The following is a 25,436-nucleotide window of genomic DNA, read 5'->3' on the forward strand; positions in this document are numbered from 1 at the left end:
ACCCAGCTTGCGAAGGGGTCCCAATTGCACGCCGATCCGGGGTCCCGTTCCAAAGCTTTTTGACAGTCGATGAAGTCGGCCGTCGGGGAGACCGTGCCGGCCCGCGCTCCGGGCGCATGGCGCTTCATCGCGCGAGCCGGGACCCCGAGATTGGGACGATGCCCGAGGCGCGTCCGGGCCGCGCCGATCCTAACCCCGATGATCGGATGGGGCCGAGGGCCGCCAGGATCGTGCCGGAGCCGCGCGGAGCGGACGTCCATGGCACGGTTCTTGGTTAAGCTGTCGTGAACCAATAGGCTCGGCAGGTATGCGTCTGAACGAACCGGATGACGACCCGCTCTGGTACGACGCGGCGGAGCCCGAGGTTCCGCCGGGCCGCCTTCTGCTCCTGATCGCCGCCGCCTACGTGGCCGGCCGCACGCTCGTCCGGCTCCCCGGTGCGGTCTGCGAAGCCTGCCTCGCGGGACGCGCGCCGGCGCGGCGGCCTCCGAAGCGCGGCTGAGCGCTCAGGGGGGCAGGACCTGCGAAGATCTCCCGGCCCCCCTCGTCCCGAGGAACCCGCAGGTCGGCAGTCCCGGTGCAGGCCCTCAGAAGAAGGCCTGCAGCCCCGTCTGGGCCCGCCCGAGGATCAGGGCGTGCACGTCGTGGGTGCCCTCGTAGGTGTTGACCGTCTCGAGGTTCTGGGCGTGGCGCATCACGTGGTACTCGCCCATGATGCCGTTGCCGCCGTGCATGTCGCGGGCGACCCGGGCGATGTCGAGGGCCTTGCCGCAATTGTTGCGCTTGATCAGGCTCACCATCTCGGGCGCCATCCGGCCCTCGTCGAACAGGCGCCCCACCCGCAGGGCGGCCTGGAGCCCGAGCGCGATCTCGGTCTGCATGTCGGCGAGCTTCTTCTGCACCAGCTGCGTCTGGGCGAGCGGCCGGCCGAACTGCTTGCGGTCGAGGGTGTAGTGCCGGGCGCGGTGCCAGCAATCCTCGGCGGCCCCCATCACCCCCCAGGCGATGCCGTAGCGGGCCCGGTTGAGGCAGCCGAACGGGCCCTTCAGCCCCGAGACGTGGGGCAGGAGCGCGCCCTCGGGCACCTCCACGTCCGCCATCACGATCTCGCCCGTGGTCGAGGCGCGCAGCGACAGCTTGCCGGCGATCTTCGGGGCGGAGAGGCCCTTCATGCCCTTCTCCAGCACGAAGCCCCGGATGGCGTCGTCATGCGCGGCCGATTTCGCCCAGACCACGAAGACGTCGGCGAAGGGCGCGTTCGAGATCCAGGTCTTGGCCCCCGAGAGGCGGTAGCCCCCGTCGATCCGGACGGCCCGGGTCGTCATGCCGGCGGGATCGGAGCCCGCGTCGGGCTCGGTCAGGCCGAAGCAGCCGACCCAGGCGCCGGAGGCGAGCTTCGGCAGGTATCTCCGGCGCTGCTCCTCCGAGCCGTAGGCGTGGATCGGGTACATCACGAGGGAGGATTGCACGCTCATCATCGAGCGGTAGCCGGAATCGACCCGCTCGACCTCGCGCGCGACGAGGCCGTAGGCGACGTAGCCCGCCTGCGCGCAGCCGTACTCCTCCGGCAGGGTCACGCCGAGGAGGCCGAGCGCCCCCATGCGCTCGAACAGCCCCCGGTCGGTCGTCTCCGTCGCGTAGGCCTCGACGATGCCGGGCAGGAGCTGCTCCTGCGCGAAGGCGCGGGCGGTGTCGCGGATCGCGCGCTCGTCCTCGCTGAGCTGGTCGTCGAGGAGGAACGGGTCCTCCCACGAGAAGGCGGCCGAGGCCGGGATCGGGCGGACGACTTCGAGCGTCTCGGGATTGGTCATCTGTGCTCCGATGTCTGAACGCGCGCCGAGACGGCCGCCCAACCTCATGTCGCGCGTGGCCGGCGGACGGGAATGGCGGGCGCCGAAATATTCCTGCGCGAGGCCGCGGTCGATCCGGCCCCGTCCCTGGCCCCCGTCCCTGGCCCCCGTCCCTGGCCCCCGTCCCTGGCACGGAGACGCCCTCGACCGTCCCCTTGAGGCATCGTGGCGGCATCACACCGCATCGGGCGGGCACGCCCGGTCCTTCCGCACGTCCTTCCGCACGTCCTTCCGCACGCGCCAGAAGCGAAACGCGAACAACCCCGAGGATCGCCCCCGCCGCGGGACTCACCGGGCAGGGGCCCGGCGCTCAGCAGGCCGCGACGTTGACCGCGAGACCGCCCAGCGCGGTCTCCTTGTACTTCGACTGCATGTCGGCGCCGGTCTGGCGCATGGTCTCGATCACCTCGTCGAGGCTGACCCGGTGCAGGCCGTCGCCCCGCAGGGCGAGGGAGGCGGCCACGATCGCCTTGTTGGCCCCGAAGGCGTTGCGCTCGATGCAGGGGATCTGCACGAGGCCGCCGATCGGGTCGCAGGTCATGCCGAGATGGTGCTCCATCGCGATCTCGGCGGCGTTCTCGATCTGGCCGGCGGTGGCGCCGAGCGCCGCCGCGAGCCCGGCCGCCGCCATCGAGGCGGCGGAGCCCACCTCCCCCTGGCAGCCGACCTCGGCCCCCGAGATCGAGGCGCGGCGCTTGATCAGCCCGCCGATCGCGGCCGCGGTCAGCAGGAAGTCGCGCCCGCGCGCGTCCGACCAGCCGGGGCAGAAGTCGCGGCAATAGCGCAGGACCGCCGGCACGATGCCGGCCGCTCCGTTGGTCGGCGCCGTGACGACGCGCCCGCCCGAGGCGTTCTCCTCGTTCACCGCCAGCGCGAACAGGCTGATCCAGTCCATGATCTCGTGGGCGGGCCGGTCGTTGGCGAGGCGGCTGCCGTCGAGGGCCTCGTACAGGCGCTTGGCCCGGCGCCGGACCTTGAGCCCCCCGGGCAGCTCCCCGTCCTGGCGCAGGCCCCGCTCGATGCAGGCGAACATCGCGTCCCGGATCGCGTCGAGCCCCGCCTCGATCTCCGGCCGCCCGCGCCGGGTCAGCTCGTTGGCGAGCTGCACCTGCGGCACGCTCAGGCCCGTGCGGGCGCAGAGATCGAGGAGCTCGGCCCCGCTCCCGAAGGGCAGGGCGGCCTCCGCGAGCAGGCTCTCGGTGCCCTGCTCCGCCCCCACCACGAAGCCGCCGCCGATCGAGTAGAGCACCGCCTCGTCGAGGCACGCGCCCCCGGCATCGTAGGCGCGGAAGCGCATGCCGTTGGTGTGGCGCGGCAGGATCTCGGTGAAGTTGAAGACGAGATCCGTCCGGGGATCGAAGGCCGCGCCCCGGGCGCTGCCGGGGATCGGGATCCGCCGCGTCGCCGTCAGGCCGGCGACCAGGCCCGCGACCGCGTCCGGGTCGACGGTGGCGGGGCTCTCCCCGAGGAGGCCGAGGCTGATCGCGATGTCGGTGCCGTGCCCGCGCCCGGTCCAGGCCAGGGACCCGAAGATCTCGGCCCGGACCTGCGCGGTCGCCGGCCCGAGCCCTGCGCGGAAGCGGGCCGCCGCCGCCATCGGGCCGACCGTGTGGGAGCTCGACGGGCCGATGCCGATCTTGAAGAGATCGAAGACGCTGATCATGGGAGCCTGATGCGAAGGAGGACCTGATGCGAAGGAGGACCTGTCGGACGAGGCGCACGGGCGGGTCCGGCTTTCCCCCCGCACGTCGTGCGGCCAGGGACCCGAAGCAAGAACGGGACGATGACGGACGGGACGCGATGACACGGCGGGCGCAGACGCCGCGGCCCCGCGATGAAGCTTGACCGCCATGCCGCGCGTTGGCCCCGCATCACCCCCCCTCGCGAGAGCCCAACCATGCCGCGTCCGACGTCCTCCGCTCGCCTGCTGCCGATCCTCCTCGCCGGATCGATGCTGGCCGGCTCCTCCCTCGCCGCCCCTGCCCTCGCCCAATCCGCCGCGGCGGAGCCCGCCCGGCCGGGGGGCGCCGTGCTCACGAAGGTCGCCGACTTCGCCCATCAGGTCACCGGTGTCACGGTCTCGAAGGACGGGCGGATCTTCGTCAACTTCCCGCGCTGGACCGAGGACAGCCCGGTCTCGGTGGCCGAGCTGAAGGACGGGCAGCTCACCCCCTTCCCGGATGCCGAGTGGAACGCCTGGCGCAATGCCCGGAAGGACGCGGTCTCGGCGAAGGACCACTGGGTCTGCGTCCAGAGCGTGGTGGCCGATCACCAGGGCAATGTCTGGGTGCTCGATCCCGCCGCCCCCGCCATGGCGGCGGTGGTCAAGGACGGGCCGAAGCTCGTCGAGATCGACCTCAAGACCGACAAGCCGGCCCGCATCATCGCCTTCGACGAGAGCGTGGCGCCGCAGGGCTCCTACCTCAACGACGTGCGCTTCGCCCCGGACGGCAAGACCGCCTACATCACGGATTCGGGCGCGAAGGGGGCCCTGGTGGTGGTCGATCTCGAGAGCGGGCGGGCGCGCCGCGTCCTCGACGGCGACCCCTCGACCCAGCCCGACGCGAGCGTGACGGTGACCTATGACGGCAAGCCCCTGCGCCGTCCCGACGGGCGCGGCGTCGAGTTCGCGGCCGACGGCATCGCCCTCTCGCCGGACGGCAAGACCCTCTACTGGCAGGCGATCAAGGGCAGGACCCTCTACAGCATCCCGACCGACGCGCTGACGGGCTGGCTCACCGCCGCGGTGGTGCCGAGCGGGCTCGCCGACAAGGGCCTGTCCGGCAAGGTCTCGGTCGTGGGCGAGAACGGGCCGGCCGACGGCCTCATCGTCGCGCGCCGCGACGGGCGCCTGTACATCACGGCACCGGAGGAGAACGCCGTGAAGGTGCGCGACCTCGGCGCGAAGGCGGGCAAGCCCGCGATCCTGGTGCAGGATGCGCGCCTGCGCTGGCCCGACACCTTCGCGGAGGGGCCGGACGGCACGCTCTACGTCACCACCTCGCATATCCAGGATTCGGCCTTCTACAAGCCGGACGCGCCAGCCTCCCTCCCGACCGAGCTCTGGAGCATCAAGCCGGGCCCCGCCGAGGCCACCGGCTCGACCCGCAGCGCGCCGGCCCGCTGAGGGCCGCGCGAGTCCGGGAGCGCCGCCGCCAGGGCGGCGCTTCCCCCCTCCGCCTCGCCCTCGAGCCCCGCACCGGGCTAAGGAGAGCGCCCGCAGACCCGGAACCCGCATGACCGCGCAAACGCTCCGCCCCTCCCGACGCCACGCCGATCTCGGGCCCGCCTTCTACGACGTCGTCGCCCCGGCCCGCTTCCCCGAGACGATCCTGCGCTACCGCAACGACCCCTGGGCGGCCCGCGTCGGGCTGGCGGACCTCCCGGACGCGGCCTGGATCGCGCATTTCGGCCGGTTCGAGCCCCTGCCCGGCAGCTTTCCCGAGCCGCTGGCCCTGCGCTATCACGGGCACCAGTTCCGCTCGTACAATCCCGATCTCGGCGACGGGCGCGGCTTCCTCTACGCGCAGCTCCACGACCTCGCGGACGGGCGCCTCCTCGATCTCGGCACCAAGGGCAGCGGCCAGACCCCGTGGTCGCGCGGCGCCGACGGGCGCCTCACCCTCAAGGGGGGCCTGCGCGAGGTGCTCGCCACCGCGATGCTGGAGGCGCAGGGGGTCAACACCTCGAAATCCTTCAGCCTGATCGAGACCGGCGAGGCCCTGGAGCGGGGCGACGAGCCCTCCCCCACCCGCTCGGCGGTGCTGGTGCGGCTCAGCCACGGCCATATCCGCATCGGCAGCTTCCAGCGCTTCCTGGCGCTCGGGGAGCCCGACAACATCGCGATGCTCCTCGACCACACCATCCGGACCCACATGCCGGAGCTCTGGCGCGAGACCCCGGCCGACCGGTCGGTGGCCTTCCTCGAGGCGGTGTGCGGGCGCGTCGCCCGCATGGGCGCGCAGTGGATGGCGGCGGGCTTCGTGCACGGGGTTCTCAACACCGACAACATCAACGTCACGGGCGAGAGCTTCGATTACGGCCCCTGGCGCTGGCTGCCCCACAGCGATTCCGGCTTCACGGCGGCCTACTTCGACAGCCAGGGCCTCTACGCCTACGGGCGCCAGCCCGAGGCCCTGTTCTGGAACCTCAGCCGGCTGGCCGATTGCCTGCTGCCGCTGGCCGACCAGCCCCGGCTCGAGGCGGCGCTCAAGGGCTTCGGCCCTGAGCTTCAGGACGCCTTCGCGGACGCCCTGTTCGCCCGCCTCGGGCTCGCGCCGGCGGAGGATGGGGCGGCGCACCGCTTCGTCGCGACCTTCTGGCGCTTCCTCGCCGAGAGCCGCGCGCCCTTCGAGCAGACCTTCTTCGACTGGTACGGCGGGCTGGCGAGCCTGGAGCGGGCCGGCCGCAGCCCCTCGGCGGCCCTCTACGCGAGCGAGGTCTTCGTGCCGGTCCGCGAGGCGCTGGCCACGCTTCAGCCGGCGCCCCGGATCCGCCTCGACCACCCCTACTTCCAGGCCGCGGCCCCCTGCACCATGCTGATCGACGAGGTCGAGGCGATCTGGGCTCCGATCGCGGAGGCCGACGACTGGTCCCGCTTCCGGGACAAGCTCGCGGCGATCGACGCGATGGCGGAGGCCTACGGCACGGCGCCCGAGGCGGTGCCGGCGGCGTGAGGCCGGGCCCATGCGCCTCAATCCGTCGGAGCCTCGGATTCCGCCTCCCGCCGGCGGGCCTCCGCGCGGCCTGCCGCGATGCCGAGATCGACGGCACGCCGGGTCAGGCGCAGGCCGAGCCAGAACAGGATGGCGCAGAGCGCGACGGCCGCGGCGATCTTCAGGGGCTGCATCGCCGGGTTCCTACCATGCCGGGGCAGCGCCCGCGCGGGCCTCGCGCGCCTCAGGCGCCGGGCCCGACCGGCGGCGCGCCCTGCTCCGGGGTCGGCACGACGCCGAGCCCGGAGGGATCGTCGGGCCCGGCCGCGCCGAGGCGTCGCAGCAGCGCCGCGTAGGTCTCGGCGGCCGGGGATCCGGGCTGGCGCTCGGTCGTGGCGTCGAGGAGCGCGCGCAGGTCGGCGACGAACCTGCCCTTCGCCGCCTCGCCGCCGGGGCTGTCCGCGAACAGGTGCCCGATCGCGAGCTCGAAGGCGCCGACGAGCACCCGCAGCCGCTCGACCTCGTCCTGCATCGTCACGCCTCCCGCTGCCGCCGTCCTCCGGCGCGGCGTGGAAACGCGCGGGGGCGCCTCCGGTATCCGGCGGGCGAGGGCCCGACGCCCCCGTGCGGGCGAGGGCCCGAGCCCCTATGTGTCCTCGCAAACCGGACATCCCAGCCCCGAGCGGAGCCACCGACACCTTGAGCCTGCGCGAGACCTTTCACATCGAAGTCCTCGGCCCCGAGGAGGGCGAGGTGCAGACCCGCATCTCCGTGCGCACCCACGATCTCGAGGGCGCGCGCGAGCGGGCCTTGCGCCTGTTCGCCCGGGCCCGGGTGCCGCAGCGCCACGGCACGCCGGCGGAGGCCGTGCGGGTGATCGACGGGGCGGGGCGCGAGGTCTTTCACTGGACCCGCTTCGACGAGCGGGACTGATTTCCCCCGCGCGGGCCGCGCCCTATCTCGCGGTGAGCGGCCCCGCCGCGCATCACCGTTGCCTCACCCCATGCGCCTCACCCCATGCGCCTCCTCGCCGCCCTCGCCCTGTCCGTGCTCCTCGGCCTGCTGTTCGTGCGCAGCTACACGGTCCCGCCCGCGCCGGACCGGCGGGGCGGCACCACGGTCTCCCTCGCCTGGCCGAACCGGCCCCTCTTCGGCAGCCCGCGGGGGGATTGCCTCGGCACCCCCGAATCCGAGCCCGCCATCGCCTGCCTGATCGCCTCGGTGAACCGGGCGCGGGGGACCGGCATCCCGCTCCTGTCGCTGCCCTTCTGCGCCGCCTGCCAGAACCTGTCGCAGCGCCTCGCCCTGATCGGGCGCGACGAGGCCGCCGCGCAGGCCCGCCTCGCCCAGATCGCCCGCTTCGGCTGGTGAGGCGGGGTGCGTCCCCGGAGCCGCCGGGGCCGGGGAACGGTTCGGTGCGCTGATCCTTGTCCGAGGAGACTTCCGCACGACCGGGTGACCCGCACCCGCCCGTCGTGGGCTTCAAGGACGACAGGCCGATGACCCTCAGGTCCGAGACCCCTCCCCCGCCCGCCGACCTCGATGCCGGCGCGCCCCCCGATTCCGCGCGCCCGACCACGGCGCAGCTGAAGGCCGACATCGACCGGGGCCGCACCGGCGACAAGGTGGCGCATTACGATCCGGGCCTGTCGCAGCTCGGCACCGACGACGAGGCGGCGGACCGGCCCAACGGGCCCGACCGGGTCCGGCTGGCGCGGGAGACGGAGGCCGCCAAGCCGTCGGTCCGGGCGGCGGCCGACCCGGAGGGCAGCCGCGGCTGGATCCTGCCGGCCTTCTTCGGAACCATCGTGGCCGTCGCGGTGGTGGTGGGCCTCGCCCTCTGGCTGCTGCGCTGAGGGCACCTGCGCCCCGCGGGGCGGCGAATGTCGGGGCCGCGCGCCGGGCGCGCCGGCCTCAAGGCTCGGCGGCGCGGCGCGCGGCCCTGATGCGGGCGACCCGCTCCCGCGCCCGCTCCAGGGCGGCGGCGAGGGGGAACAGGCGGTCGCCCCCGTTCCCCGCCGGGCCCGCGCCCGGCCCCCCGCCCTCGATCAGCACGTGCGCGAGGCTGCGGCGGCCGGTCCAGAACATCTCGGCGAGGCGGTAATCGCCGGCGGCGCAGGAATCGACCTGCGCCAGGTCCGGATCGTCCAGGACCGCCCGCGTCAGGCGGTGGACGAGCTGCACCCCGGGGGAGTTGCGCGCCTCCGCCTCGTCATGGGCGATCTTGAGCCACCAGGCCGTGCGCCCCGCCTCTCCCCCGGTGATCGGCAGGATCGCGGCCGCCAGGGTCCGCGGGCCGCGGCGCAGGCGGTCGATGCGGATCCGCCCCTCCGCCCCGAGGGCCGCGACGAGGGCCCGCATGAAGGCGATCTCGGCCGGGCGGCCGGTGATGGCGGTGCCGGCCCGGCCCTTCCAGCCCGCCCCCTCGAGGGCGATGTAATCCTCCAGCGCCTCGGCAAGCGCCGCGGGGGCGCGGGCGGTCTCCAGCCCGAGGGGCGCCTCCGCCTCCAGGCGCTTGAGGAGCTGGCGCAGCTTGCGCCGGCGCTTGCCCGGCATGTGCTCGAGATAGGCGGCGCGCTCGGACGGCGCGAGGCCCTGCAGGTCGAGGAAGGCCCGGGCGTAGGGCCAGTAGGCTGCCCGACGGAGGCCCGCCCGGGCGGCGCACCCCGCCAGCAACTCGGCGAAGGGCCCCTCCTGCGGCAGGGTCGACATCAGCAGGCGCGGGGGAAGCCCGAGGGCCCGCGGGGCGGCGAGGAGGCCGGAGAGCGCCCGCTCCGGCGCGTCGCGCGCCAGCAGCGGCACCCCGAGCGCGCTGTAGCCGTGCGCCCAGCCCACCAGCACGCCGAGCGGCAGCCCCCAGCGGGTCCGGGACGGCCGGAACGGCCACAGGGCGAGGAGCCGGGCGCCCGGCTCCTCCGGGGGCCGGTCGGCGACGAGGAGGAGCTGCACGCCCCGGCCGAAGGCCGGGGCCGCCGCGAGGGCGTAGTCCGCCTCGTAGAAGGGGTTCGCCGCGAAGGCCTCCCGCCCGAGCGCGTCCCAGGCGGCCCGGTAGGGCGCGCCCGGGTCGAGGGGATGCAGGGCTGCCACGAGACCGTCCGCGGGGCCGCCCGCCAGGGTGACCGTCGGGTAGGGCGGAGCCCGCCGCATCAGGCCGCGCGCCGCCGGCGCAGGGCGTCGGCGATGCCCACGACGTTGAAGTGCCAGGCGGCGAGGAGGAAGCCCGCCGCGAGGAGGCCGAGCCGGGCCGCCTGCCCCGCGGCGGAGCGGCCGCCCGGCACCTGCCCGATCCCGTAGAGGAGCGTCCCGCAGGCGAGGGCGACGAGGACGATCCCGAGGAGGTCCGCGCCCGGAACCGGCATGCGCACCCGCTCGCCCGCGGGGGCGAGGCGCGCGCCGAGGACGAAGACGAGGCAGGCGAGCCCCTGGCCCACCGCGAAGGCGAGCGCGGCCCCCATCACCCCCATGCGGGGGATCAGCAGGACGGAGAGCCCCGCCACCGCGACGAGGAGCACCAGGGAGGCGACGGCATCGAGGTGGCTGGTGCGGGTGAAGTAGATCACCTGCCCGAAATAATAGGACCGGAACATCAGGAAGATGCTGGCGACGAGGAGCACCGGCGCCAGGGTCAGGGCCTGCGCCCGGTACCCGGGCCCGAGCAGGATCGCCACGATGAGGTCGTCGAAGCCGAGGACGAACACCGCCCCGAAGGCGGCCACGAGGGTCAGGGCCCGGGCCGCGTCCCCGAGGGCGGATTCCGCCGCCGCCATGCCGCCCGCGCGGGCATCGCGCTTGGCGATGGAGATCAGGGAGAGGGCGACGCTCTCGCCGAACACGACGAAGCTCTGGCGCAGGAAGTCCGCGATGGCCCCGTAGGCGCCGAGTTCCTCCGGGCCGACCATCCGGCCGATGATCAGGCGGTCGCTGGTCTGGGCGAGGGCGGCGATGCCGAAGGACAGGACGAGGGGCCAGCCATAGGCGACGAGCCGCCGCGCCTCGAGCCGGCTCGCCCCGCCGCGCAGGATTGGCAGGATCGCCCGCAGGGCGGGCAGCGCCGCCAGGACGTTGGCGGCCGCCACCGCGAGGACGAGGTCGGCGGGGTCGCCGGTCGCCGCGAGGGCGAAGCTGCCGAGCCCGAGGATCAGCACGGCGCGGACGACGATCGCGAGGGCGACGGGACCGGCCTCGAGGCGCGCGCGCGCGATCTCGCTCGCGGCCTCGAACAGGGTCATGCCGAGGACGGCCGCCACGAGGATCGCGGCGGTGCGCGGGCTCGCGAGGCCGAAGAGCGCGGCGAGCAGGGCCGCCGCGCCGGCCAGGACCAGCATGGCCGCGAGCAGCCGCGCCACAGTGCCGACCTGGGCGGGGGCGCGCGCCTCGTCGTAGAGGGCGAAGAACGAGAATTTCGGCCACTGGCAGGTGGCGCCGTAGAGGACCAGCGCCCAGGACAGGACGAGGAGGTAGGCGCCGTAGGTCTCCACCGGCGCGAGCCGGGTGAAGACCGCGACCGAGGCCATGTTGAGGGCGGCGGCCAGCCCCCGCGCGCCGACATACAGGAAGGTGTGGCGCGCGATCATCCTCGAACCCGGGGCGGCGCCCTCCGCCGACGGGCGGGCGGGGTGGTGCGCGACGTCGCGCGCGGAAGCCGCGGCCCGGCCGGCCGCGGCGCGTGGGGCTGTAGCACGGCGGCAAGCCGCGGCGAGACCGGCGCCTGCGAAAACCACCTTGCGAACGCGCCGCCGAACGCCCCGCGCGCGGCACCCTGCGCCGTGCCGGAACGCGAATGTGTCACGATGGGGCAGGAATCCGTCCTCGGTCGCATGGCGGACCTGCATGCGCAGGGGGCGTGCCGCCTGAGCCTCGGCGGATCCCTTGCCGAGCCTCGGCCGATCCTTTGCCGATCCTGGGCCGAGCCTGGGCCGATCCTCGGCATTGACTTCGCAGCTGCGAAGCCGCATATCGCAGTTGCAGCGTCAGCGGCCGTTCAGCGGATCCGCTTGAGAGGGCTGCGTGACGGACGGGGAGAAACCGCGCATCAGCGGCTCGAACAGTCCGGCCCCTCTCTTCAAACGTTCATGCACCTGGGCTGCCCCATCACGCGGGCGGCCACCTGCCGACGGATCACACCGGCCCGCACTGCGCCGACGCGCACGGCCCGAGATTCGCTGCTCTGAAAGTCCAGACTTGACCCAATTCACTGATTTCGGCCTCGCCCAGCCCGTGCTGCGGGCGCTCGCGGAGGCCGGCTACCAGAATCCCACGCCGATCCAGGCTCAGGCGATTCCCCCCGCCATGGAGGGCCGCGACCTCTGCGGCATCGCCCAGACCGGAACCGGCAAGACCGCCGCCTTCGCGCTGCCGATCCTGCACCGCCTCTCCCTCGAGAACCGCCGCGCCCCGCGCCGCGGCTGCCGGGTGCTCGTGCTCTCGCCGACGCGCGAGCTCGCCAACCAGATCGCCGAGAGCTTCTCGGATTACGGGCGGCACCTGCCCTACACCACCACCGTCGTGTTCGGCGGCGTCACCATCGGCCGCCAGGAGCGGGCGCTGGCGCCGGGCGTCGACATCCTGGTCGCCACCCCGGGCCGGCTGATCGACCTCGTCGACCGCCGCTCCCTGACCCTCGAGGGGGTCGAGATCCTCGTCCTCGACGAGGCCGACCAGATGCTCGACCTCGGCTTCATCCACGCGCTGAAGCGCATCGTGAAGATGCTGCCGCAGCAGCGCCAGAGCCTGTTCTTCTCGGCCACCATGCCGAAGAACATCGCGGGCCTGGCCGACCAGTACCTGCGCAACCCCGTCCAGGTCGCCGTGACCCCCGTCGCCACCACCGCCGAGCGCGTGGAGCAGCAGGTCATCTTCGCCCATACGGGGGCCAAGCAGGCGCTGCTCGCCCACATCCTGCGCGATCCCAAGATCGAGCGCGTGCTCGTCTTCACCCGCACCAAGCACGGGGCGGACCGTGTGGTGCGCGGCCTCGAGAAGGTCGGCACCCCGGCCTCCGCCATCCACGGCAACAAGTCCCAGCCCCAGCGCGAGCGGGCGCTCGCCTCCTTCAAGGACGGGACCTGCCGGGTGCTGGTGGCCACCGACATCGCCGCCCGCGGCATCGACGTCGAGGCGGTGAGCCACGTCGTCAACTTCGACCTGCCGAACGTGCCGGAGAGCTACGTCCACCGCATCGGCCGCACCGCGCGCGCCGGGGCGAACGGGCTCGCCATCTCGTTCTGCAACGACGAGGAGCGGGCCTACCTGCGCGACATCGAGCGGCTGACCCGCCAGAAGGTGCCGGTCGCGGGCTTCCCCGAGGGCTTCACGCCCCCGACCCGCCAGGAAGCCGCCGAGATCGCCGACAGCGAGGAGCGCCGCCCCGGTCCGCGCGGGCAGCGCCCCGGCCAGCGTCCGCAGGGGCAGCGCCCCGGCGGCCAGCGCCAGGGCCGTCCCTTCGGGGGCGGACGCCCCGGCGAGGCCGGCCGCGGCGGACGGCCCTCGGAGGGTCGTCCCGCCGGGCGTCCCCAGGACGGCCGTCCCGCCGGACGCCCGCCGGAAGGACGCCCGCAGGAGGGCCGCGGCGAGCGCCGCGATGCGCGCCCGTCCGGCGGCCGCCCCGAGCAGAATGCCCGGCCGGAGCGCGCCTCCGAGGGCCGTCCCCAGCAGCGCCCCGGCAATCGTCCGCGCAGCGGCGGCGGCGGCGAGGGCCGCACCATCGGCTGGCTCGAGCGCGCCCCGCGCTCCTGAGGCCCGGCGCCCTCGGCATCACGACACCGCGCCGCCCCGGACCTCCGGGGCGGCGTTCTCGTCTCGGCCTCCCCGGCGCGCGGGAAATCGGCCCGCCATATTGCCAAGCCGCGCCCGCGCGCCATCTCTCCCCCCGGAGACGGAACGGGAGGCCACCACCCCATGCGCTTCGAACTCTACCGGGATTCCAGCGGCGACTGGCGCTGGCGCCTGCGCGTGCAGAACGGCAACGTCATCGCCGACTCGGCAGAGGGCTATGCCCGCCGCGAGGATTGCGAGCACGGGATCAGCCTCGTGAAGGGGAGCGGCGCGGCCTCGACGGTCGACATGACGACCAAGATCGCCTGAATCGGACGGGTCGTCCGGCGCCGCGAACCCGGCCGCCTCCAGGCCCGGGCCGTATCGGTTGCACTGAAACGCTTTGAGCGGCTCGCGCGTTTGATGCGACCGGGCCAGATCTGCAACCCTTCGCCCGAAACTGTCGATTGACACACCAAGGAGTTGTGAACGTGCTGAGGAAGTTCCTCCTGGCCGCCCTGCTGGCCCTCGGCTTCGCCGCCGCGAGCCCCCAGGGTGCATCGGCGGCCCCCGTCGGTCCCGCCCTCGCCCTCCAGACCGAGGCGGCCCCAGCGCTGGCCGAGAAGGCGCAGTACTATTACGGCCCGCGCCGCTTCTATGGCCCGCGCCGCTTCTACGGCCGCCCCTATTACGGCCGCCGCTTCTACGGCCCGCGCCGGTTCTACGGCCGTCCCTATTACGGCCCGCGCCGCTTCTACGGCCCGCGCCGCTTCTACTACTGATCGGACCCCGCGCTCCCCGCGCGGATCCCGCCCGGCGGCTCCCCCGAGCCGCCGGGCTTTTTCATGCCCGGGCGTCAGGGCGAGCCCAATGTCAGGCGGCCCGGTCCGTGGCGCCTGAGGCCCCGGCCGGTTTGTCCAAGGGCCGGATTTGCTGATATCCTGGCGGCCCGCGAGACGGCCCGCGACAGATCGGGCCGCTCCGGAGGATACGCCGAGGATACGCCATGGACGACATCGCGACCCGGGCCACCCCGCCCCCGAAACCCCCGATCCTCGGTTCCCTCGTGCCCCCCGTGCGGGCCCGGCGGACCGGCTCCGGCCGGGCCGAGCCGTGGCAATCGATCCCGCTCGAGTGCATCGTCTGCGCGGTGGCGGTCCTCGTCGCGGCGGCCCTGAAACTTGCCGGGCTGATGCCCTGATCGGCGGCCACGCCGGCATCGCGCGAACGCGCCTCGGAGGGACGGTCTGGATGAACGGGGTGAAGACGGCGGCGGCGGAGCCGCGGGGCGACCTCACGGTGCGCACGATCGCGATGCCGGCCGATACCAACGCCAACGGCGACATCTTCGGCGGCTGGGTCCTGTCGCAGATGGACCAGGCCGGCGGCATCGCGGGCGTCGACCGGGCGCAGGGACGGGTCGTCACCGTGGCGCTCGACGCCATGACCTTCATCCGCCCCGTGCGGGTCGGCGACGTGCTCTGCGTCTACACCCGGGTGGCGAGCGTCGGGCGGACCTCGATGAAGATCGAGGTGGAGGCCTGGGCCCGCCGCTTCTGCACGCAGCTGCGCGAGAAGGTCACGGAGGCGACCCTGACCTTCGTGGCCATCGACGACGAGGGCCGCCCCCGCCCGATCCCGCGGGAGCCGCGCCCCGCCGACTGAGCCGGCGCGCGGCGTTCCACACGCAGCGGTTTCATTCTCGAGCAAACTCGACTACAACACTGCTCTGCGAGGGTAGAATCTTCGTACCGGAGTGTAGTCGATTGCACGCAATTGGTCCGAGCAAAGCTTCCGCTGCGCGTGCCGAAGAAACAATCTGGATACAAGCCGGCAACACTCGGCGGGAGATCCTTCGGGCGCGTCGCGAAGATTGCCCGCCGCCTGAGCAGATCGACAGGATCGGGCCGGCACCGGCCGCCAACCTGACCCGGCACACTCTGCAGCCGCGGGAGAACCGCTGGGCCTGCCTCGGCCAGAGGCCCGCCATCGCCTGGTTCACGGGCCTGTCGGGGGCCGGCAAGTCGAGCATCGCCAACGCGGTCGACCGGGCGCTGACCGCCGAGGGCCGCCCCACCATGGTGCTCGACGGGGACAACCTGCGCCTCGGCCTCAACCGGGATCTCGGCTTCAGCGCCCGGGACCGGGCCGAGAACATCCGCCGCGCCGCCGAGACCGCCCGGCTGATGGCCGAGACCGGCCTGATCACCATCGTGTCGCTGATCTCGCCCTTCCGGGCCGAGCGCGCGGCGGCCCGCGAGATCGCGGGCGACATCCCGTTCCTGGAGATCTTCATCGACACGCCGCTCGCCGTCTGCGAGGCGCGCGACCCGAAGGGGCTCTACGACCGGGCGCGGGCGGGGGCGATCCCGGATTTCACCGGCATCTCGGCCCCCTACGAGGCGCCGGAGGCGCCGGACCTCACGATTACCACGCAGAATTGTACCGTGGAGGAGTCGGCCGGGGCGCTGATCCCCGCCCTCCTGCGCCTCAGCGCCCCGGCCTGAGGCGCTGCCCGGCGTCACTCGGCGGCGAACAGGCTCCAGGCATCGGAGGCGGGCGCCGGCGACGCCCCGGGGGCCGCGGGCGGCGTGGCGACGGCGCCGCCGGGACCGGCGCGGGTGGCCGCGGGCTCGATGCCGTGGGTCGCGGGCTCGATGTCGGCCGCGGGCCTGACATCGCCGGCCTTGGGATCCCCCGGCGCCGTCTCGCAGCCGAGCGCCGGCAGGGCCACGACGCGGTTGCCGCGGAAATCGTTGCGGCAGACGATGGCGCCGCGGCTCTCGACATAGCCGAGCAGGCGCCGGGCCCGGCCCGGCGAGCGGCTGCCGATGGCGCGGGCGAGGGCGGCGTCCCCGGGGCAGGGCTCGTCGGCGAGCGCCGCGCGGGCGAGCAGCAGGTACAGGCCCTGCACCTCCTCGGGCATCGCCGCGGCCGCCTCCTGCGCCTGCGCCCAGCGCCCGTCCGCCTCGGACTCGGCCGCCGCCGACAGGGCCGCCTCGTCGATCCCGGCGCGGGCGACGCTGAGCGCCCGCCGGAAGGCCGGCAGGCCGATCGCCTCCCCGTCGAGGCCCCGCATCCGGCAGCGCACCAGGAAATCCTGGTAGACCACCGCCACGGATTGGCCGCCCGCATCCGGGTCGCCGATCAGGCCGCGCAGAACCGCCTCGCAGCCCTCCCGGTTCCCGGCCGCGCTCAGGGCCGGGGACGCCTCGACGGGCTCGGGCCGGTAGGCGCTCAACTCGCGCATCAGGTCGGCGGGCGTCACCCGGGGCTGGGACGGTGGGCGCGCCGCGGGGGCGCGGGGCGGCAGGAACGCCTCCTCGGGCGAGGGCGTCAGGATCAGGGCGCGCAGGTCCGCCTCGCTCGGCTCCGGCAGAGGGATGAGCTTGGGCGAGCCGGAGCGGGCCGAGGTCGAGACCGGGCCGATGCGCAGGGCGAGGGGGCGCCGGCTCAGGGCCGGGCCGAGGGCCACGAACTCGCCGCGGGCGAGATCGCGGAAGCGCTCGGCGCCGCGCCGGTCGAGGCCGAGGAGATCGGCGGCGCGCGCCATGTCGATGTCCAGGAAGGTGCGGCCCATCAGGAAGTTGGTGGCCTCGGCCGCGACGTTCTTGGCGAGCTTGGCGAGGCGCTGCGTGGCGATGACCCCGGCGAGCCCCCGCTTGCGCCCGCGGCACATCAGGTTGGTCATGGCCCCGAGGGCGACCTTGCGGGCCTCGTCCGAGACGTCGCCGGCGGCGGCGGGGGCGAAGATCTGCGCCTCGTCGACGACGACGAGGATCGGGTACCAATGCGCCCGCTCGGCCTCGAACAGGCCGCCGAGGAAGGCGGCGGCGGCGCGCATCTGCGCCTCCATGTCGAGGCTCTCGAGGTTCAGCACCACCGAGACCCGGTGCGCCCGCACCCGCGCGGCGATGGCCTGGAGGTCGGCCTCCGCGTGGGCGCCGTCCACCACCACGTGCCCGTAGGCCTCCGACAGGGTGACGAAGTCGCCCTCGGGGTCGATCACCACCTGCTGCACCTGGCCCGCGCTCTGCTCCAGGAGCCGGCGCAGCAGGTGCGACTTGCCCGAGCCCGAATTGCCCTGGACCAGCAGGCGGGTGGCGAGGAGTTCCTCGAGGTCGAGCCGCGCCGGCTCAGGGGCAGCCTGCCCCGCCGCGCCCATGCTCAGACCCATCTCGATGCCGAACGCCATCACCGCTCCGGTTGCAGGCCGTGTTCCGAAATCCCGTGCCGCCCGGGCCCGGCGGGATTTTTCGCGGGGCAGGGCGGCGGCAGGTCCGGGACCCTAACATGCGCGGGGGCGTGCCGTTTCCGCCCGGGCCCGGCGCGTCCACAGGGATGCGGTCGCAGGGCGCGCAATCCTAGGTTTTTTACCCTAGGCACGTTTGCCTAGGTCTTTGAACCTGGGCTCGAATACCCAGGCTCGAATACCCGGGACCGGGTGGCCGCCCCCCTGCCCCGCCGGGGGCGCGCCGAGATTCCCCGCGCCGAGATTTCCCGCGCCGAGATTTCCCGCGCCTTGGCCCGTCCCGCCCGCCCGTGCGAAGCTCCGGCCCGGGAGCCACGACCGCCATGCGCCGCAACAGCCTCACCGACATCCCCGGCATCCGCGTCGGCCACGCGGGCGACGCGCGGGTCGCGAGCGGCACCACCGCGATCCTGTTCGACGCGCCGGTCACGGCCGCCATCGACGTGCGGGGCGGCGGCCCCGGCACCCGCGAGACCGACCTCCTCGACCCCGAGCGCACGGTGGCGGGCATCGACGCGCTGATGCTGTCCGGCGGCTCGGCCTTCGGGCTCGACGCGGCGGCGGGGGTGGTGGCCTGGCTCGCCGAGAACGGCCGGGGCTTTCCCATCGGCGGCCTGCGGGTGCCGATCGTGCCCGGCGCGATCCTGTTCGACCTCCTCAACGGCGGCGACAAGGATTGGGGCCGCTATCCGCCGTACCGCGAGCTCGGCTACGCGGCGGCGGCCGCCGCCGCGGAGGATTTCGCGATCGGCTCCGTCGGGGCGGGGACCGGCGCCCGCACGGCCAACCTGAAGGGCGGCCTCGGCACCGCCTCGGCGCCGGTCGCCGGCACGGATCTGGGCGTCGGGGCGCTCGTCGCCGTCAACGCCTTCGGGCGGGCGACGATCGGGGAGGGGCCGCATTTCTGGGCCGCGCCCTTCGAGCGGGCGGACGAGTTCGGCGGCCTCGGCTGGCCGGCGCGGGTGGAGCCCGGCGCCCTCGCCTTCCCGGCCCGCGCGATGCCGGGCGCCTCGACGACGCTCGCCGTGGTGGCGACCGACGCGGTGCTGACGAAGGCGCAGGCGCGCCGCCTCGCGGTGGCGGCGCAGGACGGGCTCGCCCGGGCGATCCACCCGGTGCACACGCCCCTCGACGGGGACGTGGTCTTCGCCGTGGCGACGGGCCGCCTCCCCCTCGCGGACCCGGTCGTCGACCTCGCCCGCCTCGGCGACACGGCCGCGCAGGTCCTCGCCCGCGCGGTCGCCCGGGGCGTGCACGCGGCCCGCGCCCTGCCCGGCCTGCCCGGGACCCCGGCGGGGGCGCCCCCGTCCTTCCTCGGCCTGCCGCCGGCCTGGAGGGACCTGTTCGGGCACGGCGCCTGAGCGCGCCTCAGCCGGCGTCGCCGATTCCGTCGCGCCCATCCGGGCCGCCGATCTCTTCGTGCCCGTCCCGCAGGAGCTGGGCGAGGCCGGCATCGACCTCGGCGCCGAGCATCCTGCGCTCGGCCTCGGTGAGGTCCCGGGCCCATCGCGGCCCGGCGAAGCCCTCCGCGCAGCGCGCCCGCTCGGCGGCGATGTAGGCCTCGGTCTCGGCGGGCTGCGTGCGCAGGGCCCGGACGAAGCCGAACCAGGCCGCCCGCTCCACCACCGCCAGGCGCGCGCGCAGGCGGATCATCACGGCCCGGTCGGGGCTCACATCCTCGTCGCTCATGCTCTCGGCCTCAGCGCCGCGGCTCGCAGCGGGTCTTCACGTAGCTGCCCTCGCCGCCGACGTGACCCGCATTGGCGGCGAGCACCGGCCCCTGGACGAGGCATTCCTGCAGGGTATGGGCCGGGCCGGTGATCACGTCGAGGGCGGTCTCGCGCGAGCAATCGGGGGCCTGGACCGTGGAGGCGCAGACGAGCGCGACGACGAGGATGGCGTTCATGGACCCTCCCTGGCTCCGGTGCGGGCGCGCGCCGGGGACGGCGCGGCGAATCCGGCATGGGAGAGCACCCAAGCTGCAGCATCGCCCCGGCGTTCCCAAGGGCCCGCGTCGTCGCAGGGACGGCCCCTGCCCCGGGCATCAATCCGCCCGGCGGGCCCGCGCCGCGCTCACGGTGCTGCCCGCCGAGGCCGCTACGATGCAGGCGATGGCACACCCCTCGGGCAGGCTCAGGCGCTCGCTCAGGATCGCCAGCCCGGCGAGGGCCGCGATGGCGGGCTCTAGGCTGAGGAGCACCCCGAAGGTCTGCCGCGGCAGCCGCTTCAGGGCGACCATCTCGAGGGAGTAGGGCAGCGCGCTCGACAGGATCGCGACCGCGAGGCCGAGGCCGATCAGGCGCGGGTCGAGCAGGGCCGCGCCGGCCTCGGCGATGCCGGCGGGCAGCACCACGAGGGCGGCCACCCCGAGCCCCAGCGAGACCGCCTGCCCCCCGTGCAGCCGCCCGGCCTGCTGCCCGAACACGATGTAGAGGGCCCAGCACAGGGCCGCCCCGAGGACGCAGGCGAGGCCGGTCGGGTCGAGGGGCCGCATCGCCCCCGGGCCGGCGGTGAGCCATCCGGGCAGGAGCAGCAGGGCGAGCCCGAGGGCGGCGAGGCCGACCCAGAGGACATCCGCGAGCCGGCGCGAGGCGAGGAGCGCCACCGCGAGGGGGCCGGTGAACTCGATCGCCACCGCGATCCCGAGCGGGATCGTGCGCAGCGACAGGTAGAACAGGAGGTTCATGGCCCCGAGCACCGCCCCGTAGAGCGCGAGCGTCCCGGCATCGCGCCCCGACAGGCGCCAGCGCCAGGGCCGCCAGACCGCGCAGAGGAGGAGGGCCGCGAAGCCGACCCGGTAGGCGGTGGTGCCCGCCGCCCCCACGGCCGGGAACAGGTGCTTGGCGAAGGCCGTGCCGACGCAGAGGGAGACGATCCCGGCCACGAGGGCGCCGACGGGCAGCACGAGCGAGGCGCCGCCGGAGCGGCGGAGCGGGACGGGGCGGGCGGGCATCAGGCCTCTTATCCCGAAACGCCGCGCCCGTATCGCGCCGGGCCGCGCCTCGGCGGGCCTTATTCCGGCGCGGCCCCCTGCCCCGGCTCCGGCCGGTCCCCCGGCCCGTCATTGGCCGCGAGCCGGTCGATCAGCCCCTGCATGCCGCTGGGCACCGGCGTCTCCGCCTCGCGGGCGTAGAGGGTGCGCAGCTGCCGCCCGATCTCCGCGAGGCTGAGGGAGCCCTTGAGGATGACCCGGTCCGCCTGGGCGGCGAGGCTCGCCTTCTCGGCCTCGGTGATCTCCTTGGCGGTGAGCACCACCACGGGCACGTCCCCGCCGTCGGGGCGGGCGCGCAGGGCCCGCAGGAAGCTGAACCCGTCCATCTCGGGCATCATCAGGTCGAGGAGGATCAGGCTCGGGCGCACCGCGTCGAGGCGCTTCAGGGCGGCGGCGCCGTTCTCGGCCTCGTCGACGGTCCAGCCGTCGCGCGCCAGGGTCCGGCGCAGGCGCTCGCGGGCGTCGCGGTCGTCGTCGACCACGAGCACGCAGGCATCGATCCCCTCGGGCCGGTAGCGGTCCATCAGGCCCTTGAGGCGCCCCCACTCGATCGGCTTGACGAGGTAGTCGGTGGCGCCCAGCGCCTGCCCGAGGCCCTGCTCGGCCACCACCGAGGTCATGATGACCGGGATGCCGGCGAGCTCGGGGTCGCTGCGCACGGCGTGCAGCACCGCCCAGCCGTCCATGCGCGGCATCTCGACGTCGAGCAGGATGGCCCGGGGCTTCAGGGCGCGGGCGAGGGTCAGCCCGGCCCGCCCGTCATTGGCGGTGCGGACCCGGAAGCCCTCGCGCTCGAGGAAGCGCTGCAGGATCTCGCGGGCGGCCGGGTCGTCGTCCACGAGCAGCACCGCGTCGTGCTCCTCGTGCTCGGGGATGGGGGGCGCCTCGATGGCGCCCTCGACCTCGGCCACGGCCTCGTCCTCGGGGCTGAGCTCCGCGGGCAGGCGGACCGTGAAGGTCGAGCCGGCGCCGTGCCGGCTCTCCACCGCGATGTCGCCCCCCATCTTGCGGCAGAAGGCGCGGGTGATGGCGAGGCCGAGGCCGGTGCCGCCGAACTGGCGGGTGGTGGATTCGTCGGCCTGGGCGAAGCGCTCGAACAGGCGCCCGATCTGCGCCTCGGTGAGCCCGATGCCCGTGTCGGCGACGGCGAAGCTGAGCCAGTCGGCCCCCGCTTCCCGGTGGCGGCGCACCGACAGGGTGATGCGCCCGTCCTCGGTGAACTTCGCGGCGTTGCCCACGAGGTTCAGCAGGCACTGGCGGATCTTGGTCTGGTCCTGGTGCATCTCCCCGAGATCGGGGCCGAGATCGGCCACGAAGCGGTTGCGCTTCTTGGCGACGAGGGAATCGGTGGCCGCCGCCACGTCCTCGACGAGGGAGGCGACCGGGAAGGTCTCGGCCGAGACGGTCATGCGGCCGGCCTCGATCTTCGAGATGTCGAGGACGTCGTTGATCAGGCTGAGGAGGTGGCGCGCCGCCGTCTCGATCTTGCGCAGGTCCGGCAGCAGATCGGACTGGCCGAGATCCTCGAGCTCCTCGCCGAGCATCTCCGCGTAGCCGATCACCGCCGAGAGGGGCGTGCGCAGCTCGTGGCTCATGTTGGCGATGAACTGGCTCTTGGCGAGGTTGGCCGCCTCCGCCGCCGCCCGCGCCCGCTCGACCTCGGCCTGCGCCTCCTTGCGCTCGGTGATGTCGACGTTGAGGCCGACCCATTCGCGGATCGACCCGTCCGCCTCGACCACCGGCACGCCGCGCACCTCGGTGTCGCGCCAGGCCCCGTCGGCCCGGCGCAGCCGGTACTCGACCTGGTAGGGCTTGCGGGCCTCCAGGCATTCCGCCCAGATCTCGGCGGCGCGGGCCCGGTCGTCCGGATGGACGGCGTCGACCCAGCCCCAGCCCTGGTAGGCCTCGTCGCTCTGGCCCGTATAGGCGCTCCAGCGCGGCTGCGGCGGCATCAGCTCGCCCGCCGCGTTGGTGTTCCAGATCACCGCCGCCGAGGCCTCGACCAGCGCCCGGAAGCGCTCCTCCGACTGGCGCAGGCGCGCCTCGGCGCCGCGGGTGCGGGTGACGTCGGTGTTGGTGCCGTACCAGCGCAGGATCCGGCCCCGTGCGTCCCGGTGCGGCATCGCCTGGGACAGGAACCAGCGATAGCGCCCGTCGCTCCCGCGCAGCGGGAAGGTGTCCTCCCAGGGCTCGCCGGCCGCGATGGCGGCCTTGTAGCGCGCCGTCACCGCCTCGACGTGGTCGGGATGGTGGACCTTGCGCCAGCCCCAATCCTGCATCTCGTCGAAGGTCGAGCCGGTATAGTCGTACCAGCGCCGGTTGTACCAGACGATGGTGCCGTCGACCCGCGCCATCCAGGCGAGCTGCGGCAGCGCCTCGGCGAGGTTGCGGTAATCGGCCTCGCCGATGTCAGGATCCGGCATCGCGTCGTCTCGGCTCATGCGTCCCACCGGCTCCCGGCCCGCCGCGCCACGCCGCGCGCGGGCACGCCTTGCATATAAGTTGCCCGGGCCCGTTCGGATCGGCCGGGCCCCCGGAATTCAGCGCGGGGGCGCCGCCGGGCCCGCGCCGGAGGCCCGGGCGGCCTGCCGGGCGGAGCGCCAGGAATCGAGGGCGTAGAGGACGAGCGCCAGCCAGATCAGGCCGAACAGGGGCACCTGGTGGGGCGCGACGTGCTCGCCGTAGGCCAGCACGCTCAGGAGCAGCAGGCAGGTCGGCGCGAGGTATTGCAGCAGGCCGAGGGTGGCGAGCTTCATCCGCTCGGCGGCCGCCGCGAACCAGATCAGCGGCAGCGCCGTCGTCACCCCGGTCAGGGCCAGGAGCCCGAGGGTCTGGCCGTCGCGGGGGGTCGTCTCCGGGGTCCAGGCCCAGTAGGCGAGCGCGAAGGGGGTGAGGAGCAGGGTCTCGGCCAGGAACCCGACCACCGGATCGATTCCGACGACCTTCCGGATCAGCCCGTAGAGGGAGAAGCTGGCGGCGAGCGCCAGCGCCACCCAGGGCAGGGTCCCGGCCATCACGACCGCCGTCAGGACGCCGAGGGCCGCGATCCCCACGGCCGCGACCTGGACCGGGCGCAGGCGCTCGCCGAGCACCAGGGCCCCGAGGGCGACGCTGACCAGGGGGTTGATGTAGTAGCCGAGGCTGGCGTCGAGCAGGTGCCCGCTGTTCACCGCCCCGAGATAGAGCAGCCAATTGACCGCGATGAGGGCGGCGGAGGCCACGAGCCAGCCGTGCCGGGCCCGCAGCGGGAAGGGGCTGCGCAGGCGGGCGCGCCACAGCGCCACCAGCCCGAGGGCGAACAGGCTCGACCAGACGATGCGCTCGGCCAGGATCAGGCCGGGGCTGAGCCCGTTGAGCAGCCGGAAATGCACCGGGACCACGAGGCCCCAGCTCAGATAGGCGCCGAGTGCGTAGACGAGGCCCACGTCCCGAGATCCCTCCCAGCCCGCCGGGTGCGGCGGGGGCAGGCTTCATAGCGGGCGCGGGCACGGGACGTCAGGGCCTTCCGCGCCGGGCCTGACCTGCGCTGAGGACTGCCCCCGCGGGCCCCGCGCCCTCCGGCACGGCCCCTCGACGCCGAACTTCAGCGCCGAACTTCAGCGCCGAACCGGGGCGATCGGGTCGCCGCGCATCAGGGCGTTCAGGCGCTCGGTGTCGAAGCCGTTCGGGATCTTGGGCGCGGCGGGCTTCGGCGGGAGGGCGGCGAGCTTGGCCTCGGCCGCCCGGGCGCCGGGCCGCGCCTCGCCGGGCCTCGTCCCGGTGGGCCGGATCTCGCCGGGCCGGATCTCGCCGAACCCCGGATCCGGCAGGATCGAGCCGGTGGCGGAGGGTTCGAGGGGGAGGGCGCGGGCGAGGCGCGGGGCGGGCTGCAGGTGGGCGAGCCGGTCGACGCAGGTGAAGCCGACGATGCCGGTGCTGGCGGCCACGACGGCCCCCACGGCCAGGAGACGCAGGATACGCAAGGGCGAACTCATCCCGGATACGCGAACAGGGCCTCAGGATAGGCAGGCGGCCGTTAACGAAGGCACTCTGTCCCGCCACGGCGCGCACGGAAATCCGATGGACCGCGCCGCCCGGATGCGGGCCTGCGAGGAGGCCTCGAACCCGGGAAGCCGCCCGCGCGCCCTCAGCCCAGGACCCGGGCGAGGAAGCTGCGCGCCCGCGGGTGGCCCGGTGCCGCGAAGAAGTCCCGCGGCGGGGCGTCCTCGAGGATCTGGCCCTCGTCCATGAACACCACCCGGTCGGCGACCTGCCGGGCGAAGCCCATCTCGTGGGTCACGACCAGCATGGTCATGCCGCCCTCGGCGAGGCCCACCAGGGTGTCGAGCACCTCCTGCACCATCTCGGGGTCGAGGGCCGAGGTCGGCTCGTCGAAGAGCATCACCTCCGGGCTCATGCAGAGCGCCCGGGCGATCGCCACCCGCTGCTGCTGGCCGCCGGAGAGCTGCGCCGGATACTTCGCGGCCTCGCCGAGGATGCGCACCCGGTCGAGGTGGCGGCGGGCGAGTTCCTCGGCCGCCCGCCGCTCCATCCGCCCGGCATGGATCGGCGCGAGGGTGCAGTTCTCCAGCACGCTGAGATGGGGGAACAGGTTGAAGGCCTGGAACACCATGCCGACCCGGGCCCCCTCCCCGCCCGGCGCCCGGCCGCCGACCCGGATCGTGCCGGCCTGATGCGGCACCAGGCCGTTGATGCAGCGGATCAGGGTCGACTTGCCCGAGCCCGAGGGGCCGCAGATCACGATCCGCTCGCCCGGCGCCACCGTCAGGTCGACGTCGCGCAGGACGTGCTGGGTCCCGAACCAGGCGCCGACGCCGCGGAACTCCACCGCGGGCGGGCGGGATCGGGCAGAATCCGGTGCGGGTGCGGATGCGGTCATGGGCGCCAGAGAAAGGCGGTTTCGGCCGGCGGCGCAAGCCGCGCCCGGCCCGACC

At 74.3% G+C, this 25,436-nt stretch carries 27 protein-coding genes; 13 read left to right on the forward strand and 14 right to left on the reverse strand.

Features of this window, described 5'->3' with window-relative positions; genetic code table 11:
• Positions 1-307 precede the first annotated feature (307 nt).
• Positions 308-502, forward strand: a complete 195-nt coding sequence (locus F6X51_RS22255) for a hypothetical protein (protein ID WP_150965874.1) — start codon at positions 308-310, stop codon at positions 500-502.
• Between the two features lie 85 nt (positions 503-587).
• Here the strand turns inward: F6X51_RS22255 and F6X51_RS22260 are convergent, their stop codons facing one another.
• Positions 588-1,811: an acyl-CoA dehydrogenase gene (locus F6X51_RS22260; protein ID WP_150965875.1), complete on the reverse strand. Its 1,224-nt coding sequence runs from the start codon at positions 1,809-1,811 to the stop codon at positions 588-590.
• A gap of 349 nt (positions 1,812-2,160) precedes the next feature.
• Positions 2,161-3,513, reverse strand: coding sequence for an L-serine ammonia-lyase (locus F6X51_RS22265; RefSeq protein ID WP_150965876.1), 1,353 nt, complete (start codon positions 3,511-3,513; stop codon positions 2,161-2,163).
• Between the two features lie 288 nt (positions 3,514-3,801).
• Here F6X51_RS22265 and F6X51_RS22270 point away from each other — a divergent pair, with 288 nt between their 5' ends.
• Positions 3,802-4,977: an SMP-30/gluconolactonase/LRE family protein gene (locus F6X51_RS22270; RefSeq protein WP_246696958.1), complete on the forward strand. Its 1,176-nt coding sequence runs from the start codon at positions 3,802-3,804 to the stop codon at positions 4,975-4,977.
• Between the two features lie 109 nt (positions 4,978-5,086).
• Positions 5,087-6,526 (forward strand): protein adenylyltransferase SelO, encoded by a 1,440-nt coding sequence (locus F6X51_RS22275; RefSeq protein WP_150965878.1) that lies wholly within the window; start codon positions 5,087-5,089, stop codon positions 6,524-6,526.
• A gap of 17 nt (positions 6,527-6,543) precedes the next feature.
• Here the strand turns inward: F6X51_RS22275 and F6X51_RS28120 are convergent, their stop codons facing one another.
• A complete protein-coding gene (locus F6X51_RS28120) occupies positions 6,544-6,699 on the reverse strand; it encodes a hypothetical protein (protein ID WP_191970213.1) in 156 nt (51 codons plus the stop codon).
• A gap of 50 nt (positions 6,700-6,749) precedes the next feature.
• Positions 6,750-7,037, reverse strand: a complete 288-nt coding sequence (locus F6X51_RS22280) for a hypothetical protein (protein WP_150965879.1) — start codon at positions 7,035-7,037, stop codon at positions 6,750-6,752.
• 173 nt (positions 7,038-7,210) lie between these two features.
• Here F6X51_RS22280 and F6X51_RS22285 point away from each other — a divergent pair, with 173 nt between their 5' ends.
• From F6X51_RS22285 to F6X51_RS22295, 3 genes are all read left to right on the forward strand, one after another.
• Positions 7,211-7,438, forward strand: coding sequence for a hypothetical protein (locus tag F6X51_RS22285; protein WP_150965930.1), 228 nt, complete (start codon positions 7,211-7,213; stop codon positions 7,436-7,438).
• A gap of 84 nt (positions 7,439-7,522) precedes the next feature.
• On the forward strand, positions 7,523-7,876 hold the full coding sequence (locus F6X51_RS22290) for a hypothetical protein (protein ID WP_150965880.1): 354 nt from the start codon (positions 7,523-7,525) through the stop codon (positions 7,874-7,876).
• A 128-nt stretch (positions 7,877-8,004) separates the two neighbouring features.
• Entirely contained in the window at positions 8,005-8,361 is a 357-nt protein-coding gene (locus F6X51_RS22295) for a hypothetical protein (protein ID WP_150965881.1), read from the forward strand.
• A gap of 58 nt (positions 8,362-8,419) precedes the next feature.
• Here F6X51_RS22295 and F6X51_RS22300 read toward each other — a convergent pair whose 3' ends face one another.
• Both F6X51_RS22300 and F6X51_RS22305 read right to left on the reverse strand, forming a co-directional pair.
• Positions 8,420-9,652, reverse strand: a complete 1,233-nt coding sequence (locus F6X51_RS22300) for a GNAT family N-acetyltransferase (RefSeq protein ID WP_150965882.1) — start codon at positions 9,650-9,652, stop codon at positions 8,420-8,422.
• The gene (locus tag F6X51_RS22305) at positions 9,652-11,079 is read right to left on the reverse strand and encodes a lipopolysaccharide biosynthesis protein (protein WP_150965883.1); all 1,428 of its coding nucleotides are present in this window, start codon (positions 11,077-11,079) and stop codon (positions 9,652-9,654) included. Before F6X51_RS22305 ends, F6X51_RS22300 begins: the two co-directional genes overlap by 1 nt.
• A gap of 607 nt (positions 11,080-11,686) precedes the next feature.
• Between F6X51_RS22305 and F6X51_RS22310 the strand changes: the two genes are divergently transcribed.
• The 6 genes from F6X51_RS22310 (at position 11,687) to cysC (ending at position 15,765) form a co-directional block, all read left to right on the forward strand.
• Entirely contained in the window at positions 11,687-13,240 is a 1,554-nt protein-coding gene (locus F6X51_RS22310) for a DEAD/DEAH box helicase (protein ID WP_150965884.1), read from the forward strand.
• Positions 13,241-13,402: 162 nt separating this feature from the next.
• Positions 13,403-13,588 carry a YegP family protein gene (locus F6X51_RS22315; RefSeq protein WP_150965885.1) on the forward strand — a complete coding sequence of 62 codons (186 nt, stop codon included), beginning with the start codon at positions 13,403-13,405 and terminating at the stop codon, positions 13,586-13,588.
• Between the two features lie 161 nt (positions 13,589-13,749).
• Positions 13,750-14,040 (forward strand): hypothetical protein, encoded by a 291-nt coding sequence (locus tag F6X51_RS22320; protein WP_150965886.1) that lies wholly within the window; start codon positions 13,750-13,752, stop codon positions 14,038-14,040.
• A gap of 224 nt (positions 14,041-14,264) precedes the next feature.
• Complete coding sequence (locus tag F6X51_RS22325; protein ID WP_150965887.1) at positions 14,265-14,459, forward strand: hypothetical protein; 195 nt, start codon at positions 14,265-14,267, stop codon at positions 14,457-14,459.
• A 50-nt stretch (positions 14,460-14,509) separates the two neighbouring features.
• On the forward strand, positions 14,510-14,923 hold the full coding sequence (locus F6X51_RS22330; protein WP_150965888.1) for an acyl-CoA thioesterase: 414 nt from the start codon (positions 14,510-14,512) through the stop codon (positions 14,921-14,923).
• A gap of 236 nt (positions 14,924-15,159) precedes the next feature.
• On the forward strand, positions 15,160-15,765 hold the full coding sequence (cysC, locus tag F6X51_RS22335) for an adenylyl-sulfate kinase (protein ID WP_150965931.1): 606 nt from the start codon (positions 15,160-15,162) through the stop codon (positions 15,763-15,765).
• Positions 15,766-15,779: 14 nt separating this feature from the next.
• Here the strand turns inward: cysC and F6X51_RS22340 are convergent, their stop codons facing one another.
• Positions 15,780-17,453 carry an ATP-binding protein gene (locus F6X51_RS22340; protein WP_150965889.1) on the reverse strand — a complete coding sequence of 558 codons (1,674 nt, stop codon included), beginning with the start codon at positions 17,451-17,453 and terminating at the stop codon, positions 15,780-15,782.
• A gap of 380 nt (positions 17,454-17,833) precedes the next feature.
• Between F6X51_RS22340 and F6X51_RS22345 the strand changes: the two genes are divergently transcribed.
• On the forward strand, positions 17,834-18,871 hold the full coding sequence (locus F6X51_RS22345) for a P1 family peptidase (RefSeq protein WP_150965890.1): 1,038 nt from the start codon (positions 17,834-17,836) through the stop codon (positions 18,869-18,871).
• A 7-nt stretch (positions 18,872-18,878) separates the two neighbouring features.
• Here the strand turns inward: F6X51_RS22345 and F6X51_RS22350 are convergent, their stop codons facing one another.
• From F6X51_RS22350 to F6X51_RS22380, 7 genes are all read right to left on the reverse strand, one after another.
• Entirely contained in the window at positions 18,879-19,199 is a 321-nt protein-coding gene (locus F6X51_RS22350; protein ID WP_150965891.1) for a hypothetical protein, read from the reverse strand.
• A gap of 10 nt (positions 19,200-19,209) precedes the next feature.
• The gene (locus tag F6X51_RS22355) at positions 19,210-19,416 is read right to left on the reverse strand and encodes a hypothetical protein (RefSeq protein WP_150965892.1); all 207 of its coding nucleotides are present in this window, start codon (positions 19,414-19,416) and stop codon (positions 19,210-19,212) included.
• Positions 19,417-19,554: 138 nt separating this feature from the next.
• Positions 19,555-20,463, reverse strand: coding sequence for an EamA family transporter (locus F6X51_RS22360; RefSeq protein WP_150965893.1), 909 nt, complete (start codon positions 20,461-20,463; stop codon positions 19,555-19,557).
• A gap of 59 nt (positions 20,464-20,522) precedes the next feature.
• Positions 20,523-22,943, reverse strand: coding sequence for a hybrid sensor histidine kinase/response regulator (locus F6X51_RS22365; protein WP_246696955.1), 2,421 nt, complete (start codon positions 22,941-22,943; stop codon positions 20,523-20,525).
• 99 nt (positions 22,944-23,042) lie between these two features.
• A complete protein-coding gene (gene rarD / locus F6X51_RS22370; RefSeq protein ID WP_150965894.1) occupies positions 23,043-23,927 on the reverse strand; it encodes an EamA family transporter RarD in 885 nt (294 codons plus the stop codon).
• 171 nt (positions 23,928-24,098) lie between these two features.
• Positions 24,099-24,464: a hypothetical protein gene (locus F6X51_RS22375; protein WP_150965895.1), complete on the reverse strand. Its 366-nt coding sequence runs from the start codon at positions 24,462-24,464 to the stop codon at positions 24,099-24,101.
• A gap of 164 nt (positions 24,465-24,628) precedes the next feature.
• Positions 24,629-25,381 (reverse strand): amino acid ABC transporter ATP-binding protein, encoded by a 753-nt coding sequence (locus F6X51_RS22380; protein WP_150965896.1) that lies wholly within the window; start codon positions 25,379-25,381, stop codon positions 24,629-24,631.
• Positions 25,382-25,436 lie beyond the last annotated feature (55 nt).

Origin of the sequence: Methylobacterium planeticum, assembly GCF_008806345.1 — a bacterium.
GTDB lineage: Bacteria > Pseudomonadota > Alphaproteobacteria > Rhizobiales > Beijerinckiaceae > Methylobacterium > Methylobacterium planeticum.